This is a genomic window from Streptomyces sp. NPDC126497, from assembly GCF_040302425.1.
In the GTDB taxonomy this organism is placed as follows: Bacteria; Actinomycetota; Actinomycetes; order Streptomycetales; family Streptomycetaceae; genus Streptomyces.
The window spans coordinates 1-16,421 of record NZ_JBEORT010000133.1; the positions used below are offsets into that span (position 1 = coordinate 1).

Genomic DNA, 16,421 nt, shown 5'->3' on the forward strand with positions numbered 1-16,421 from the left:
ACGGGTGAGGCTGCGGCCGGTGAGCGGGTGGTGTTCAACCATTACGGGCCGACCGAGACCACGGTGGGGGTGGCGACCACTGCGCTGACGGTGCGCCTGGAGGAGATCGAGGCCGAGGACATCGCCGCCGACACCCTCACCCGGCGCGCCGCCCGCCCCGACGCCGTGCGCCTGATGACCGCGCACCGCTCCAAGGGCCTGGAATGGCGCCTGGTCGTCGTGGCCGGGGTCCAGGAGGGCCTCTGGCCGGACCTGCGCCGCCGCGGCTCGCTGCTGGAAGCCGACCGCATCGGCCGCGACGGACTCGCCGAACCCCTCACACCCGGCGCGCTGCTCGCCGAGGAACGCCGCCTGTTCTACGTCGCGGCCACGCGCGCGCGTGAACGTCTCGTCGTGACGGCCGTGAAGGCGCCCGCCGACGACGGCGACCAGCCCTCCCGCTTCCTGACGGAACTCGGCGTCGAGCCCCAGGACGTCACCGGACGCCCCCGCCGTCCCCTGTCCGTCGCCGCGCTCGTCGCCGAACTGCGCGCCACGACGGTCGACCCACGGGTCTCCGACACCCTCCGCGAGGCCGCCGCCCAGCGGCTGGCCCGGCTCGCCGCGCTCGCCGACGAGGACGGCCGCCCCCTGGTGCCGTCCGCGCACCCGTACCGCTGGTGGGGCATGTTCGAACCCACACGGAGCAAGGTGCCCCTGCGCGACCGCGACCGGCCCGTCGTGCTCTCCGGCAGCGCCCTCGACCAGCTCGCCAACACCTGCGCCCTGCAGTGGTTCCTGGGCCGTGAGGTGAAGGCCGACGCGCCCGCCACCGTCGCCCAGGGCTTCGGCAACGTGGTGCACGTCCTCGCCGACGAGGTGGCCTCCGGGCACACCCCGGCCGATCTCGCCGTCCTCATGGAGCGCCTCGACTCCGTCTGGAACGCGCTCGCCTTCGACGCGCCGTGGAAGTCGGCGCAGGAGAAGGAGAACGCGCGCGTGGCGCTCGAACGCTTCCTCAAGTGGCACGTCATGGACCGCGCCGGGCGCACCCCGGTGGCCAGTGAGCACGACTTCGACGTCACCCTCGAGGCGGGCGACTACCAGGTGAGCATCCGCGGCCAGATGGACCGCGTCGAGACCGACGGCGAGGGACGCGCGTACGTCGTCGACTTCAAGACCGGCAAACAGGCGCCCAGCGCCAAGGAGGTGGAGCGCCACCCCCAGCTCGCGGTCTACCAGCTCGCCGTCGCCGAGGGCGCCGTCGACGAGGTCTTCGGCGGGACGCGCCCCGAACCGGGCGGCGCCGAGCTCGTCCAGCTGCGCCAGGGCGCCGCGAAACGGGACGGCGGCGAGACCCTGCCCAAGGTGCAGGCCCAGGCGCCGCCGGAAGGGGAGTGGGTCGGCGATCTGCTGGCCACGGCCGCCGGCAAGGTCCTCGACGAACGGTTCACCCCGACCGCGGGCCAGCACTGCGCCCACTGCGCGTTCCGCGCCTCCTGCAGCGCCCGGCCCGAGGGGCGGCACGTGGTCGAGTGACGGGCGTGGCGCGTCACCGACGGGCGTGACGCATCGCACCATCCCTGCCGACCTGCGGTTCTTCACTCCCGAGGGGGTCGGTCGGCCTCCGCTGTCGGTGCCCGCCGCTAGATTCTGTGTGTGCCCGCGCGTATCACCGGTCCCGATCAGCTCAAGGAGCTCCTCGGCATCCCGTTCACCCCGGAGCAGACGGCCTGCATCACCGCGCCGCCCGCCCCGCAGGTGATCGTGGCCGGAGCCGGGTCGGGCAAGACGACGGTGATGGCGGCGCGCGTGGTGTGGCTGGTCGGCACCGGCCAGGTGGCCCCCGAACAGGTACTCGGCCTCACCTTCACCAACAAGGCCGCCGCCGAACTCGCCGAACGCGTCCGCAAGGCACTGGTCAAGGCAGGCGTCACCGATCCCGACGTCATCGACCCGGACAACCCCCCGGGCGAGCCGGTGATCTCCACGTACCACGCCTTCGCGGGCCGCCTGCTGACCGACCACGGCCTGCGCATCGGCCTCGAACCGGCCTCCCGGCTGCTCGCCGACGCCACCCGCTACCAGCTTGCCGCGCGCGTCCTGCGCGAGGCCCCCGGCCTCTACCCGGCGCTCACCCGCTCCTTCCCCGACCTCGTCGGCGACCTCCTCACCCTCGACGGAGAGCTCGCCGAACACCTCGTACGCCCCGAGGACCTGCGCGCCCACGACGCCGAGCTGCTGCGCACCCTGGAGAACACCAAGCTCGGCAACGCCGACCTGCGCAAGGTCCCCGAGGCGGCCGCCGCGCGTCGCGAACTCGCCGACCTGGTGCTGCGCTACCGGGCCGCCAAACGCGAGCGTGACCTGCTCGACTTCGGCGACCAGATCGCCCTGTCCGCGCGGCTCGCCGCCCTCCCCGAGGTGGGGCGCCTCCTGCGCGACGAGTTCCGCGTGGTCCTCCTCGACGAGTACCAGGACACCTCCGTCGCCCAGCGCGTCCTGCTGGCCGGACTGTTCGGCGGCGGCACCGGCCACCCGGTGACCGCCGTCGGCGACCCGTGCCAGGCGATCTACGGCTGGCGCGGCGCCTCCGTCGCCAACCTCGACGACTTCCCCGAGCACTTCGCCCACGCCGACGGCCGCCCCGCCACCCGCCGGTCGCTCAGCGAGAACCGCCGCAGCGGCGGCCGCCTGCTGGACCTCGCCAACGGCCTCGCCGAGCCGCTGCGCGCCCTGCACGCGGGCGTGGAGGCCCTCCGCCCGGCCCCCGGGGCCGAGCGCGACGGCACCGTCCGCTGCGCCCTGCTGCGCACCCACGCGGAGGAGATCGACTGGATCGCCGACTCCGTCGCCCACCTGGTGGGCACCGGCAGGGCGCCCGGCGAGATCGCCGTCCTGTGCCGCACGGCGTCGGACTTCGCCGAGATCCAGGGCGCCCTGGTCGCCCGGGACGTCCCCGTCGAGGTCGTCGGCCTGTCCGGGCTGCTGCACCTGCCCGAGATCGCCGACCTGGTCGCCGTCTGCGAGGTCCTCCAGGACCCCGGCGCCAACGCCTCCCTGGTACGGCTGCTGACCGGCCCGCGCTGGCGCATCGGGCCCCGCGACCTCGCGCTGCTGGGACGCCGGGCACGACGGCTCGTCTCCCACGCGCGCGTGGACGGCGACGACGACCCCGACCGGCGGCTCGCCGAAGCCGTCGAGGGCGTCGACCCGGCCGAGGTGATCTCGCTCGCCGACGCCCTCGACACGTTCCTGGAGACACCCCTGGACGGCCGCGGCGACGACGACGGCCTGCCCTTCTCACCGGACGCGCGGGTGCGCTTCGCCCGCCTGGCCGCCGAACTGCGCGACCTGCGCCGCTCGCTGGCCGACCCCCTCATGGACGTCCTGCACCGCGTGCTCGCCGTCACCGGCCTGGAGGTCGAACTCTCCGCGTCCCCGCACGCCCTGGCCGCCCGTCGGCGCGAGACCCTCTCCAACTTCCTCGACATCGCCGCCTCCTTCGCCGCCGGCGACAACGAGGCCACGCTGCTCGCCTTCCTCGGCTTCCTGCGCACCGCGGCCCAGTACGAAAAAGGCCTCGACAACGCGCTGCCCGGCGGCGAGAACACCGTCAAGGTGCTCACCGCGCACAAGTCCAAGGGCCTCGAATGGGACGTCGTCGCCGTCCCCGGCCTGGTCACCGGCACCTTCCCCAGCAGCCAGGGCCGCGAGAAGTGGACCGCGCAGGGCAAGGTGCTGCCGCACGCGCTGCGCGGCGACGCCGACACCCTGCCCGACGTCGAGTCCTGGGACTCCCGGGGACTCAAGGCCTTCCACGAGGCCATGAAGGACCACCAGCACACCGAGGAACTCCGCCTCGGCTACGTCACCTTCACCCGGCCCCGCTCCCTGCTGCTCGGCTCCGGCCACTGGTGGGGGCCCAGCCAGAAGAAGCCGCGCGGCCCCTCCGAGTTCCTGCACGCCCTCTACGAGCACTGCGCCGCCGGGTACGGCGAGATCGAGGCGTGGGCGGACGAGCCCGCCGAGGACGAGGAGAACCCCGCCCTGCACCGGGCCGGCGACGACCAGGTGTGGCCCCTGCCCCTCGACGACGCCGCCCTCGCCCGCCGCCGCGCGGCCGCCGAGACCGTCCTCGCCCACCTCGACCGCCTCGCCGGCCACCCGGACGGACCCGCCACGGCGGTGCACGACCCCGACGTCCACGACGATCCGGACTGGCCGCCACCGCCCGACGACGAGGACCCCCTCCCCGAGGAGGACGACCCCTTCGCCGGCGCCGGCCCGGACGACTGGGACTCCTGGGGCACCGACCGCCCCACCGTCCCGCACCAGGCGACGGCCCCGGAACCCGACGGGCACCCCCGCGCCGCGGAGCCGGCCCGCCCGCGGCGCCCCCGTCTCACCCCCGAGGAGGCCCGCACCGTCGCCTCCTGGGACCGCGACCTCGACGCCCTGGCCGGAGAGCTCCTGCGCACCCGCGCAAGCGTCACCGAGGTGCGGCTGCCCGCCTCGCTGACCGCCTCCGAGCTGCTGAGCCTGGCCGCCGATCCGGACGGCTTCGCCCGGGAACTGGCCAGGCCCATGCCGCGCCCGCCGCAGCCCGCCGCCCGCCGCGGCACCCGCTTCCACGCCTGGGTCGAGGCGCGCTTCGAGGAACTGACCCTGCCCATGCTCGACCCGGACGAGCTGCCCGGCAGTGACGCCGAGATCGCCGACGAACGCGACCTGGAATTCCTCAAGGAGGCGTTCGAACGCACCGAGTACGCCCACCGCACCCCCCACCGGGTGGAAGCCCCCTTCCAGCTGTCGATCGCCGGCCGCGTCGTCCGCGGACGCATCGACGCCGTCTACAAGGAGGACGGCGCGGACGGGACGACGTACGAGATCGTCGACTGGAAGACCGGCCGCGACCGCGGCGCCGACCCGCTCCAGCTCGCCGTCTACCGGCTCGCCTGGGCCGAACGGCAGGGCGTCCCCCTGGAGGCCGTCACGGCGGCGTTCCTGTACGTACGCACCGGTGAGGTCGTCCGCCCCGAGGCCCTGCCCGGCCGCGCGGAGCTGGAGCGGCTGCTGCTCGGGGAGCCGCCCGGTGAGATACCGCACTCCGAGGACACCGGCGCGGGCCGATAGGCTCGAGGACATGAGCCAGCCCGTTGACACTGCCGTCAGCGCCGTCCGTACGTACATCGCGCAGCACCGCGTCGCCTTCCTCGACGACCTCACCGAGTGGTTGCGCATCCCGTCCGTCTCGGCCCAGCCCGACCACGCGCCCGACGTGCGCCGCAGCGCCGACTGGCTCGCCGCCCGGCTCGAGGAGACCGGCTTCCCGATCGCCGAGGTCTGGCCCACTCCCGGCGCCCCGGCCGTCTACGCCGAATGGCCCTGCGCCGACCCCGGGGCGCCCACCGTGCTGGTCTACGGCCACCACGACGTACAGCCCGCGGCCCGCGAGGACGGCTGGGACAGCGAGCCCTTCGAACCCGTCGTCCGGGACGGCCGCCTCTACGCGCGCGGCGCGGCCGACGACAAGGGCCAGGTGTTCTTCCACACCCTCGGCGTCCGGGCCCACCTCGCCGCCACCGGCCGCACCACCCCGGCCGTCCACCTGAAACTGCTGATCGAGGGCGAGGAGGAATCCGGCTCCCCGCACTTCCGCGCACTCGTCGAACAGCACGCGGACCGGCTCACCGCCGACGCCGTGATCGTCTCCGACACCGGCATGTGGTCGGAGGACACCCCCACCGTGTGCACCGGCATGCGCGGCCTGGCCGAGTGCGAGATCCGGCTGTACGGACCCGACCAGGACATCCACTCCGGCTCCTTCGGCGGCGCGGTGCCCAACCCGGCCACCGCCGCCGCCCGCCTGGTGGCCGCCCTGCACGACGAGCACGCGCGCGTGGCGATCCCCGGCTTCTACGACGGTGTCGTCGAGCTCACCGAGCGCGAGCGCGAGCTCTTCGCCGAGCTGCCCTTCGACGAGGAGCGGTGGCTGCGCGCGGCCAAGTCCCACGGAACCCGAGGCGAAGCCGGATACAGCACCCTGGAGCGCATCTGGGCCCGCCCCACCGCCGAGGTCAACGGCATCGGCGGCGGCTACCAGGGCCCCGGCAGCAAGACGATCATCCCGTCCTCCGCCATGGTGAAGCTGTCCTTCCGGCTCGTCGCCGGCCAGGACCCCGAGCACGTGCGCGCGGTGGTCGGTGACTGGGTGCCCGGACAGCTGCCCGACGGCATCCGTCACGAGATCTCCTTCAGCCCCGCCACCCGCCCCTGCCTGACGCCGCTGGACCACCCGGCCCTGCGGTCCGTGGTCCGCGCGATGGGCCGCGCCTTCGACAAGCCCGTCCTGTTCACGCGCGAGGGCGGCTCCGGACCGGCCGCCGACCTCCGGGACGTCCTCGGCGCACCGGTGCTGTTCCTCGGCATCTCCGTCCCGTCCGACGGCTGGCACGCCCCCAACGAGAAGGTCGAACTGGACCTGCTCCTCAAGGGCGTCGAGACCAGCGCGTACCTGTGGGGCGATCTCGCCGAGCACTGGCGGCACGCCCCCTGACCTCCCACGCCGTCCGAACCGGACGCCCGCGCGGGGCACACTGGAAGGGACCCGCCGCCGCGCCCCGCAGGACCCGGTCCCTCCCGCCGAACCGCCCGCCGACCCAATCCGTTCCACCGGGGGAGTTGTAACCACCCGTGACCACCTGGACCGACCACACCGCCGACCGTCCCATCTCGCTCACCGCCCCGAGCGGCATCGACCGCGCCGCCCACCACCGGCTCGACGAGGCATGGCTCGCGGCGGCGTGGAGCCATCCCTCGACCCGCTGCTTCGTGGTCTCCGGCGGCCAGGTCCTCATCGACGAGACGGCGGACGGGCGCACCGAACTCGTCATGACCCCGTCCTTCGAGGCCCCGCTCACCGAGGCCCACCGCTACTTCCTGGGCAACGACGAGGACGGCGTCAGCTACTTCGCCCTCCAGAAGGACTCCCTGCCCGGCCGCATGGACGACTCCGCCCGCCCGGCGGGCCTGCGCGAGGCGGGACTGCTGCTGTCACCGCGCGAGGCCGGCCTGATGGTGCACGCGGTCGCCCTGGAGAACTGGCAGCGGCTGCACCGCTTCTGCTCCCGTTGCGGCGAGCGCACCGTCATCGCCGCCGCCGGCCACATCCGCCGCTGTCCCGCCTGCGGCGCCGAGCACTACCCGCGCACCGACCCCGCGGTGATCATGGCCGTGATCGACGAGCAGGACCGCATCCTGCTCGGACGCCAGGTCCACTGGCCCGAGGGCCGCTTCTCCACGCTCGCCGGATTCGTCGAGCCCGGGGAGTCCATCGAGCAGGCGGTGCGCCGCGAGGTCCACGAGGAGGTCGGCATCGGCATCGGTGAGGTCGAGTACGTCGCCAGCCAGCCCTGGCCCTTCCCGTCCAGCCTCATGCTGGGCTTTACCGCCCGCGCCACCTCGACCGAGATCGCCGTCGACGGCGACGAGATCCACGAGGCCCGCTGGTTCTCCCGGGAGGAGCTCGGCGCCGCCTTCGAGTCCGGCGAGATGCTCCCGCCCTACGGCATCTCGATCGCGGCCCGCCTGATCGAGCGCTGGTACGGCAAGGACCTGCCGACCCGCACCGCCTTCTGACGCGGCGCCCGACGCCCCGACGGGGTTCCGGCGTCGAACCGCCGGGACCCCGTCCGGTGCACCGGCTACGCTGCCGGTCCGGGCGGGGCCGTAGCGCAGGGGTCGTCGCGCGCGGTCTCCACAACCGCGAGGACGCCGGTTCGAATCCGGCCGGTTCCGCCCTCCCCGCACCCGGGTACGAGTCGGCCCCCTCCGGTGACCTCGACCGGAGGGGGCGCGACGCCGGGAGCGTCAGACCGCGAGAGCCTGCTTCACCTGGGCGAGGCTCGGGTTCGTCATCACGACCTCGCCGTCACCGGTGGCGGGAACCACGCGCACGGTGGGCACCGTCTGGTTTCCGCCGTTCGCCTTCTCCACGAAGGCCGCGGACTCCGGGTCCTGCTCGATGTTGATCTCGGTGTACGCGATGCCCTCACGGTCCAGCTGGCTCTTCAGCCGGCGGCAGTAGCCACACCACGTGGTGCTGTACATCGTCACAGTGCCCTGCATGCCTCTCGCGCTCCTTCGGCGGCTCGGGGAAGTCCTCGTCGTGGGAGGAACACACGGGGGAACGCCGGCATTCCCACCGGGTGTGCCGCACGGCCCCCGCGTGACACCTGCCGCACCAGCCCTCATGCGATGCCCGCCGTATAAGTACGACTGCGAGGGCCTCCCTGTGGACAACCTGCTCACCCGTCTCCGGCGACCTGGCAGCATGGCTGTGTGACAGCAGCAACGCACTCCACCCTCTTCCCACAGGTACCGGACTCGGCCGACGCGGTGCTCGAAGGGCTCGACCCCGAACAGCGCGCCGTGGCCACCGCCCTGCAGGGCCCGGTGTGCGTGCTGGCGGGCGCCGGCACCGGCAAGACCCGGGCGATCACCCACCGGATCGCCTACGGGGTGCGGGCCGGGATCCTCCAGCCCACCAGCGTGCTCGCCGTCACCTTCACCAACCGTGCCGCCGGGGAGATGCGCGGCCGGCTGCGCCAGCTCGGCGCCGTCGGCGTCCAGGCACGCACCTTCCACTCCGCGGCGCTGCGCCAGCTCCAGTACTTCTGGCCGAAAGCGATCGGTGGCTCCCTGCCCCGGCTCGTCGACCGCAAGATCCAGCTGGTCGCCGACGCCGCCGCCGCCTGCCGGATCCGACTGGACCGGGGCGAGCTGCGGGACGTCACCGCGGAGATCGAATGGTCCAAGGTCACCCAGACCGTCCCGGCCGACTACGCGGCCGCCGCCGCCAAGGCCGGCCGGGAGGTCCCCCGCGACCCCGCCGAGATCGCCCAGCTGTACTCCGCCTACGAGGACCTCAAGCGCGAGCGCGTCGTCATCGACTTCGAGGACGTGCTGCTGCTGACCGTCGCCGTCCTGCAGGACCGGCACGACATCGCCGAGCAGGTCCGCGCCCAGTACCAGCACTTCGTCGTCGACGAGTACCAGGACGTCAGCCCGCTCCAGCAGCGCCTGCTGGAGCTGTGGCTCGGCGAGCGGGAGAACCTGTGCGTGGTCGGTGACGCGAGCCAGACGATCTACTCGTTCACCGGCGCGACCCCCGACCACCTGCTCGACTTCCGCATCCGCCACCCCGGGGCCACCGTCGTCAAACTGGTCCGCGACTACCGTTCGACCCCCCAGGTCGTCCACCTGGCGAACGGCCTGCTCGCCCAGGCCCGCGGCCGCGCCGCCGAGCACCGGCTGGAACTGGTCTCCCAGCGTCCCGCGGGGAGCGAGCCGGTCTTCACCGAGTACACCGACGAACCCGCCGAGGCGGAGGGTGCCGCCCACCGCATCCGCGAGCTGATCGACGCGGGGGTCCCGGCGAGCGAGATCGCCGTCCTGTTCCGGACGAACGCCCAGTCCGAGACCTACGAGCAGGCCCTCGCCGATGTCGGGGTGCCCTACCAACTGCGCGGGGCCGAGCGGTTCTTCGACCGGCCCGAGGTGCGCAAGGCGATCATCGCCCTGCGCGCCGCGGCCCGCTTCGGCGGCAACGACGCCCTCCTGGACGACACCCCCGACCTGCCCTCCCAGGTGCGTGCCGTGCTCTCGGGCGAGGGGTGGACCGCACGGCCGCCGGCCGGTTCGGGGGCGGTCCGGGAGCGCTGGGAGTCGCTGGCCGCCCTGGTGCATCTCGCCCAGGACTTCGCCGCGGCCAGGCCCGCCGTCACGCTCGCCGACCTCGTCGCCGAACTCGACGAGCGGGCCGGCGCCCAGCACGCCCCGACCGTGCAGGGCGTCACCCTCGCCTCGCTGCACTCGGCCAAGGGGCTGGAGTGGGACGTCGTCTTCCTGGTCGGTGTCGCCGAGGGCATGATGCCGATCACCTACGCGAAGACCGACGAGCAGATCGAGGAGGAGCGCCGTCTCCTCTACGTCGGTGTCACCCGCGCCCGCGAGCGGCTCCACCTCTCCTGGGCGCTGGCCCGGTCACCCGGCAGCCGGCCGAATCGTCGCCCCAGCCGCTTCCTGGACGGACTGCGCCCCGGCTCGAACGCCACCGCGGGCCGGGGCGGAGCGGTCGGCGCGGGAGGTGTGGAGCGCGGCTCGTTCGGGGCGGCGTCCGCCCCGGCCGGCCCGGAGCCGAGGCGCAGACGGCGCAGCCCCGCCCGCTGCCGGGTGTGCGGCCGCACGCTGACCGACGCGGGCGAGATGAAGCTGATGCGCTGCGAGGACTGCCCCACCGACATGGACGAGGGGCTGTACGAACGGCTCCGTGAGTGGCGCGCCGGGCAGGCGCGGCGCAGCGGGCAGCCGGCCTTCTGCGTCTTCACCGACAAGACGCTGATGGCCATCGCCGAGGCGGTCCCCGACGACGCGCACGCACTGGCCACGATCCCCGGGGTGGGGATGCGCAAGCTGGGCCGCTACGGAGCCGATGTCCTGGCCATCTGCGCAGGCCGCGACATCGACGAGGACCGGGATCAGGACTGATCAGAACTCGTCGGAAAAATAGTTTGCGCATGCCCCGGCAATCCCCATAGGTTCTTAGGCACGGGGACGGCGGCCTTCTCCAAGGCCTTGATCCCGTGCTGTACTTGTATATCCGCGGACCGGTTCACCCCAGTCCCCCAGACGCCGAGAGGAGGCGAGTCCAGTGATCAGCATCAACATCAGCTCCGCCGTCAAACTGACCGATCGCTCGGCCGTCTCCCTGTGCATGCTCGGCGCCTCGAACCAGGGCACCGGTCTGTCCGGCATTCGTGCCGCACACCTGGCGTCCTCCCTTGCTCCCGCGGCTCCTGCCGTCCGTGAGCGCGATGAGCGACCGACCAAGGCACTGGAAGCGGTAGTGGCACAGGCGAAGGCCTATGCCTTTGCGGCAGCCGGTGCCGGATTCCGGAAGCAGACGACGCAGCACCACCTGATGTGGGCCTTCCGTGGGCCAGAACCCTGGAGTGATCCAGCCTGATTCGATCAGGCCGGCGCCTTCAGGGCCGCGGAACCCCATCCGGGATCCGCGGCCCTTCTGTTTTCTCCGAACGGGGAGAACGAAGCGCCTCGGGACCAGCAAAGAGCCCGGTACCAGCCGCCACCCGGCCCACAGGCCGGAAACGACCAGACGAGGAAGACGAACCGTGCAACTCGAAGCGCACGCCCCGTCCGTACCGCCTTCCGACACGATCCCCAAGCCCGGCTCCACGGAGGACCCGACCTTGACTCCGCTCACCGCGCTCACCGCGCTCGACGACGCCATCGAGAACCTCGGCGTGCCCGTCCCGTGCCGCTCCTACGACCCGGAGGTCTTCTTCGCCGAGTCGCCGGCGGACGTCGAGTACGCCAAGTCCCTCTGCCGCACCTGCCCGCTGGTCGAGGCCTGCCTCGCCGGCGCCAGGGAGCGGCGTGAGCCCTGGGGCGTCTGGGGCGGCGAGCTGTTCGTCCAGGGAGTCGTCGTCGCCCGCAAGCGGCCGCGTGGCCGCCCGCGCAAGAACCCGGTCACGGCATGAACACCCCAGGAACGATCGATCGCCCCCTCACGCACGACCCCCAGAAGCAGGCCCCGATGATGCCGTCCGCTCAGGAGCCCGCAGGCTCCGCGACCGAAGACTTCACCACCAGCGGCGCGAACGACTCGCGTCAGAACAGGACCCGAGAGATGCAACTCATCCCAGAAGCCCTGGCCCGTGCGCATATGCACGAGCGACTGCAGGAGGCGCAACAGGAGCGCCGGGCCGTACGCCTGGTGACCGCGCGCCGGATGCAGCGCCGGGCCGAGCGTGCCTCACGGCGCGCCCGCCGCGCGCTCGCCATGGCGGTCATGCAGTGACCGATCCCACCTGAAGCGGTGGCCCCCGGCCGGGGGCCCGGCTCTTCCCGCGGGGGCGGGTCCGTGCGAACGGACCGGCCCCCGCGGCGCGCTGTGCGGGGCGGGCCGTCGGGAACGGCGTTGTCGTCGCCGGGTGACGGGTCGTCCCGGTGGCGGTGACGACGAGGGCCGCGCGGCGGAACCGGAGCCGCCGGCGTGTGCCCGCTGCGGAGCCCGGGCCGAGGGGCCGCAGCCGACCTGGACCTTCTCCGTGGAGAACGGTGCCCGCCGTCACTCCTGCGAGAGGTGTTCCCGCGATCACCTGCGGGCGATCGAGGGACGCCTGGACCCGCCGTGGTGGTGACGGCGGCCGGCGTCCGCCGTGCCCGGAGCGCCCGCCTCGCCCGTCACGCCGGGGCGGCCGGTTCCTCCGCCGGTTCCTCCGGGAGGAAGCCCGGCAGCCACTCCTCCAGTTCCTCCCGCAGCCGCACCGTCGCTCCCAGCTGGCAGAGCACACCGATCGTGCTCAGGGTCACCCGGTGGATCAGGAGGTAGGCCGGGGGAAGGTTGAGCTGCTTGGCCAGCTGGGAGGCGGGGGAGCGGGGGTCGGCTATCCGGGTCGCCTGGCTGCGCATCCAGCCGCGGCTGAAGGTGAACTCGTCCGCCCGGGCCGGTTCGATGATCGGCAGCAGGTAGTCGAGGACGGCGTCGGGGTCCAGCTCGATCGAGTCCCTGACGAAGCCCTCGGCGCGGAGCATCTCGTAGACGGCCTCCGCCTCGCCGTCCAGCGTCATCCGCAGGGCCTCCCCGATGGGCTCGGGCAGTCCGCCCGGGAGCCGGTCGACGGTGCCGAAGTCCAGGACTCCCAGGCGCCAGTCGTCCTCGCCCCGCGGACCACCGGGCAGCAGACGGAAGTTGCCGGGATGCGGGTCGGCGTGCAGCAGACCGGTGCGGGCGGGGCCGGAGAACAGGAAGCGGGCCAGGAGCTGGCCGGCCCGGTCGCGCTGTGCCTCGGTGCCCTCCGAGATGACCTCCGACAGCGGTGTGCCGTCCATCCACTCGGTGACCAGCACCTGCTCGCACTGGTGGACCACATGCGGCACGACCACGTCGGGATCACCGCTGAACTCCTCGGCGTGGGCCTGCTGGGCCTGGGCCTCCAGACCGTAGTCGAGCTCTTCGGAGACCCGGTCCTTGAGCTCCGTGATCAGCGGCTTGACGTCCATGCCGGGGATGAGCGGGCCCAGCAGGCGGGCGAAGCGGCTCAGCTGGTTCAGGTCGGACAGCAGGGCCTCGCCGGCGCCCGGATACTGGACCTTGACCGCCACCTCGCGGCCGTCGTGCCACACCGCCCGGTGCACCTGACCGATCGAGGCCGCGGCGGACGGCTTGTCCTCGAACTCCAGGAAGAGTTCCTGCCAGCCGTCGCCCAGCCGCTCCTCCAGCACCGCGTGAACGGTACGGGTCGGCATCGGCGGGGCCGCCTCCTGCAGCTTGGTCAGTGCCGCCCGGTAGGGACCGGCGACCTCCTCCGGCAGGGCCGACTCGAAGACCGACAGGGCCTGGCCGAACTTCATCGCGCCGCCCTTGAGCTCGCCGAGCACCTTGAAGAGCTGCTCGGCGGTGCGCTGCTGGAGCTCGCGGCCGACGAGCTCCGCGGACTCGCCCACGATCCGCTTGCCGAGCCCCCAGGTCGCCCGCCCGGCGAAGCCGAGCGGGAGCGCGGCCAGCTTGGCGGTCCGGGTGACCGCCTTGCGGGGAAGATCAGACATGCGCCCTCCAAGTTGCTGCCGGCCGCTTCGCGTGCGCCTTGCGGCGCCACTCCTCCGACGGCCCGTGCACGGCCATTGTCTCGTGCGACCCCCCGTCCCCGGGGGTGTGTTCTCCCTTACCTTTTTCCGGGCCGCCGCGAGCGGCCCCGCACGGACAGAGCGGGTGCGGCGGGACCGGACGCGCGTACCAGTGCAGAGCGGGGAGGGAGATCTCCCAGCGCGCGTCGGCGCTGGACGGGGTCCGGCCGTCCAGGAGAGCGAGCGCGTGGGCGGCCGCCAGGGCGGCCACCGTCGTGGCCAGTGTCAGGTCGCAGGCGCCCACCCGGCGCTGCCGGCCGGAACGCCACTGGACCGCCAGGCGCGGCCAGGCCGGGTCCCGGTCGGTGCGGTCCTGCTGGAGACAGCCCGCACAGCTCGTCGCCCCGGGCAGGACGAGCGGGCCGACCACACCGGTTCCCTCCACGACACCGGCGTAGAGATGGGGTGTGCCCGAGGACACGAGGGCCTCGGCGGTCGCCGGGTCGGGCGCGTGCACGGCGACGTCGTCCCGCGGGGCGAGGATCACCAGACCGAAGCCGGGGTCGCCCTCTTCGAACGGGGGCCGGGCGGTCCGGCGCGGCGGGCGGTCCGGGGCGGCCCGGCGCACCAGACGGCGGGCCGCCTCGTCCCTGCGGTCGCCGACGGCCTCGGCGGGCAGCCCGCCCGGGGCGACGTCCCACGGTTCGACCCGCCCGACGTCGCGCACGTCGACGTCGCCCACTCCGGCCCCCGACAGCAGTGCCGCGACGGCGGAGCCCACCCGGCCCGCGCCCCTCACCTGCACCCGCATACTGCGGCGCGCCGCCAGCCGGCGGAGCGGACCGCCCGGTTCGGAGGTGGTCAGGGCGAGGGACGCCAGGTCCGGACGGAGCCGGTCGAGGACCTCCGGCTTCTCCCGCAGGGCCTCGGCGGCCGGTCCTCCGCCCCGCGAGTCGTCCAGCAGCCCGGCCCGTGACAGCCGTCGTACCAGCCGGTCCACATGGCCCTCGGACAGATCCATGCGCCGCGCCTCCTCCCGCAGGAGCTCCAGCCCGCGCGTGCCGTCGAGCAGGTCGAGGAAGCTGCCCGTGGCGGTGTCCACCGGGCCCAGTGTCAGCGCGTGCGCCGGTGTCATCCCGAACTGCACGGTGTTGCGATCACGCCATCCGCGCCGGAGCGCGGGCTTGACCATCGGATGCACGACAGACCCCCGTACGTACTGGATCGTCCCCATGGGGCGGGCGAGCTCCTCGTGGCTCGTCCGACCGTGCCAGCATGCCGGGAGGGGGCGAGGGCCGCCGAAAGTTGTCCACAGGCGGAGGGATTCATCGTACAAATCCGGCGCTCGGTGGGGGGATCGGTGCGGAACCATCCCGGAGCCAGGACTTCCCCGTGCGCAGCGGGTACCGTCGGGGCGTGCCCGCCGACCCACTGCACCGCGCCGGAACGCCACAGCGCAGCACGACGAGCCAGCCGACGAACGGCTCACGGGCGAGCGCGATCGAGGTCCGCAGGAGCGCCCGCCGCCGCAGGACGGTCTCCGCGTACCGCGAGGGCGACCGCACCGTCGTGCTCATCCCCGCCCGGATGTCCGAGGCGGAGGAGCAGCGCTGGGTGACCGTCATGCTCGACAAGCTGGCCGCGCAGGAGAGCAGGCGGACGCTCGGGGACACGGAGCTGGCCGAGCGCGCCCGGCGGCTGTCCGAGCAGTACTTCGGCGGGCGGGCCCGACCCGCCTCGGTGCGCTGGGTGACCAATCAGAACACGCGCTGGGGCTCGTGCACCCCGTCCGAGGGGAGCATCCGCCTGTCGCACCGGCTGCAGGGCATGCCCGAGTACGTCGTCGACTACGTCCTCTGCCACGAGCTGGCGCACCTGCTGGTGCCCGGGCACGGCCCCCGGTTCTGGCGGCTGCTGGAGGCGTATCCGAGGACCGAGCGGGCCCGCGGCTACCTCGAAGGGGTGGTGGCGGCCGAGCGGCTGCCGCACGTACCGGGTGCGCGTGACGCCTGAGCACCACCCGGAGCGGGCGCTCCGTGGACCCGCGCACGCGTTCTGTACCGGGTCTGTACCGACTTCATCCGGTGTCGGCGTTTGCCGTTAGCCTGGCGCGACGCACTCACACTCGGGATGGGGGACGGTCGTACGCATGGCCAGGGAATTCCAACGCGGCCACAAGGCCAGGATCAGTGATCTCACGGCGGGGACGGATCTGTACGTAGGCGTGCAGATCTCCGGTCCGGGGCTGACCTTCGACATCAGCTGCTTCGGCCTCGACGCCGACGAACGGCTCTCCGACGACCGGTACTTCGTCTTCTACAACCAGCCGAAGTCCCCCGAGGAGTCCGTTCAGCTCCTGGGCGCCCAGGCAGGTGACACCGAGTCGTTCCGCGTGACGCTGGACCGGATCCCGCAGCAGATCAGGAAGCTGTCCTTCACGGCGACCCTCGACGGCGCCGGGCAGATGTCGCAGATCGGTCCCGGGTACATCCGCATCGTCGCGGGCGGCGAGGAGGTGGCCCGGTACCCGTTCAACGGTTCGGAGTTCTCCACCGAGCGGGCCGTGATGCTCGGCGACTTCTACTTCAAGGACGTGTGGCGGTTCGCCGCCGTCGGCCAGGGATTCGACGGCGGGCTCGACGCGCTGCTGCGGAACTTCGGCGGCGAGGTGGCCGAGGACGAGCCGGCCGCCCCGCAGCAGCCCGGGTCCGGCGGGGCCGCGCCCGGTTTCGCCCCGCCCGCCCAGGCCACCGCGCCGCCCGCGTTCGGCGTGCCCGGCGGCGGCACCG

At 73.3% G+C, this 16,421-nt stretch carries 13 protein-coding genes and 1 tRNA gene; 11 read left to right on the forward strand and 3 right to left on the reverse strand.

From position 1 onward, the window contains the following. The 5 genes from ABTY20_RS32435 to ABTY20_RS32455 form a co-directional block, all read left to right on the forward strand. On the forward strand, positions 1 to 1,518 hold a 1,518-nt coding region (locus ABTY20_RS32435), incomplete at its 5' end, for a PD-(D/E)XK nuclease family protein (RefSeq protein WP_352000729.1). Positions 1,519 to 1,638: 120 nt separating this feature from the next. Continuing rightward, entirely contained in the window at positions 1,639 to 5,115 is a 3,477-nt protein-coding gene (locus ABTY20_RS32440) for an ATP-dependent helicase (RefSeq protein WP_352000730.1), read from the forward strand. A 10-nt stretch (positions 5,116 to 5,125) separates the two neighbouring features. Next, a complete protein-coding gene (locus tag ABTY20_RS32445) occupies positions 5,126 to 6,538 on the forward strand; it encodes a dipeptidase (RefSeq protein WP_352000731.1) in 1,413 nt (470 codons plus the stop codon). Between the two features lie 137 nt (positions 6,539 to 6,675). After that, positions 6,676 to 7,620 (forward strand): NAD(+) diphosphatase, encoded by a 945-nt coding sequence (nudC, locus tag ABTY20_RS32450; RefSeq protein WP_352000732.1) that lies wholly within the window; start codon positions 6,676 to 6,678, stop codon positions 7,618 to 7,620. 84 nt (positions 7,621 to 7,704) lie between these two features. Further along, positions 7,705 to 7,779: transfer RNA gene (locus ABTY20_RS32455), tRNA-Trp, on the forward strand. 72 nt (positions 7,780 to 7,851) lie between these two features. Here ABTY20_RS32455 and ABTY20_RS32460 read toward each other — a convergent pair. Beyond that, a complete protein-coding gene (locus ABTY20_RS32460) occupies positions 7,852 to 8,109 on the reverse strand; it encodes a mycoredoxin (protein WP_352000733.1) in 258 nt (85 codons plus the stop codon). 213 nt (positions 8,110 to 8,322) lie between these two features. Here ABTY20_RS32460 and ABTY20_RS32465 point away from each other — a divergent pair, with 213 nt between their 5' ends. The 4 genes from ABTY20_RS32465 (at position 8,323) to ABTY20_RS32480 (ending at position 11,863) form a co-directional block, all read left to right on the forward strand. After that, entirely contained in the window at positions 8,323 to 10,530 is a 2,208-nt protein-coding gene (locus ABTY20_RS32465) for an ATP-dependent DNA helicase UvrD2 (protein ID WP_352000734.1), read from the forward strand. A 163-nt stretch (positions 10,531 to 10,693) separates the two neighbouring features. Beyond that, positions 10,694 to 11,008 (forward strand): hypothetical protein, encoded by a 315-nt coding sequence (locus ABTY20_RS32470; RefSeq protein ID WP_352000735.1) that lies wholly within the window; start codon positions 10,694 to 10,696, stop codon positions 11,006 to 11,008. Between the two features lie 166 nt (positions 11,009 to 11,174). Beyond that, a complete protein-coding gene (locus tag ABTY20_RS32475) occupies positions 11,175 to 11,543 on the forward strand; it encodes a WhiB family transcriptional regulator (RefSeq protein ID WP_352000736.1) in 369 nt (122 codons plus the stop codon). Further along, complete coding sequence (locus tag ABTY20_RS32480) at positions 11,540 to 11,863, forward strand: putative WhiB-interacting protein (protein ID WP_352000737.1); 324 nt, start codon at positions 11,540 to 11,542, stop codon at positions 11,861 to 11,863. The genes ABTY20_RS32475 and ABTY20_RS32480 overlap by 4 nt, the downstream gene beginning before the upstream one ends. A gap of 386 nt (positions 11,864 to 12,249) precedes the next feature. On the opposite strand, the gene ABTY20_RS32490 is transcribed toward ABTY20_RS32480, so the two are convergent. Both ABTY20_RS32490 and ABTY20_RS32495 read right to left on the reverse strand, forming a co-directional pair. Continuing rightward, positions 12,250 to 13,614: an ABC1 kinase family protein gene (locus ABTY20_RS32490; protein WP_352000739.1), complete on the reverse strand. Its 1,365-nt coding sequence runs from the start codon at positions 13,612 to 13,614 to the stop codon at positions 12,250 to 12,252. Continuing rightward, the gene (locus tag ABTY20_RS32495; RefSeq protein ID WP_352000742.1) at positions 13,607 to 14,833 is read right to left on the reverse strand and encodes a TOMM precursor leader peptide-binding protein; all 1,227 of its coding nucleotides are present in this window, start codon (positions 14,831 to 14,833) and stop codon (positions 13,607 to 13,609) included. Before ABTY20_RS32495 ends, ABTY20_RS32490 begins: the two co-directional genes overlap by 8 nt. A gap of 215 nt (positions 14,834 to 15,048) precedes the next feature. On the opposite strand from ABTY20_RS32495, the gene ABTY20_RS32500 reads away from it, so the two are divergent. Further along, positions 15,049 to 15,645 (forward strand): M48 metallopeptidase family protein, encoded by a 597-nt coding sequence (locus ABTY20_RS32500; RefSeq protein ID WP_352000740.1) that lies wholly within the window; start codon positions 15,049 to 15,051, stop codon positions 15,643 to 15,645. A 136-nt stretch (positions 15,646 to 15,781) separates the two neighbouring features. Then, on the forward strand, positions 15,782 to 16,421 hold a 640-nt coding region (locus tag ABTY20_RS32505; RefSeq protein WP_352000741.1), incomplete at its 3' end, for a TerD family protein.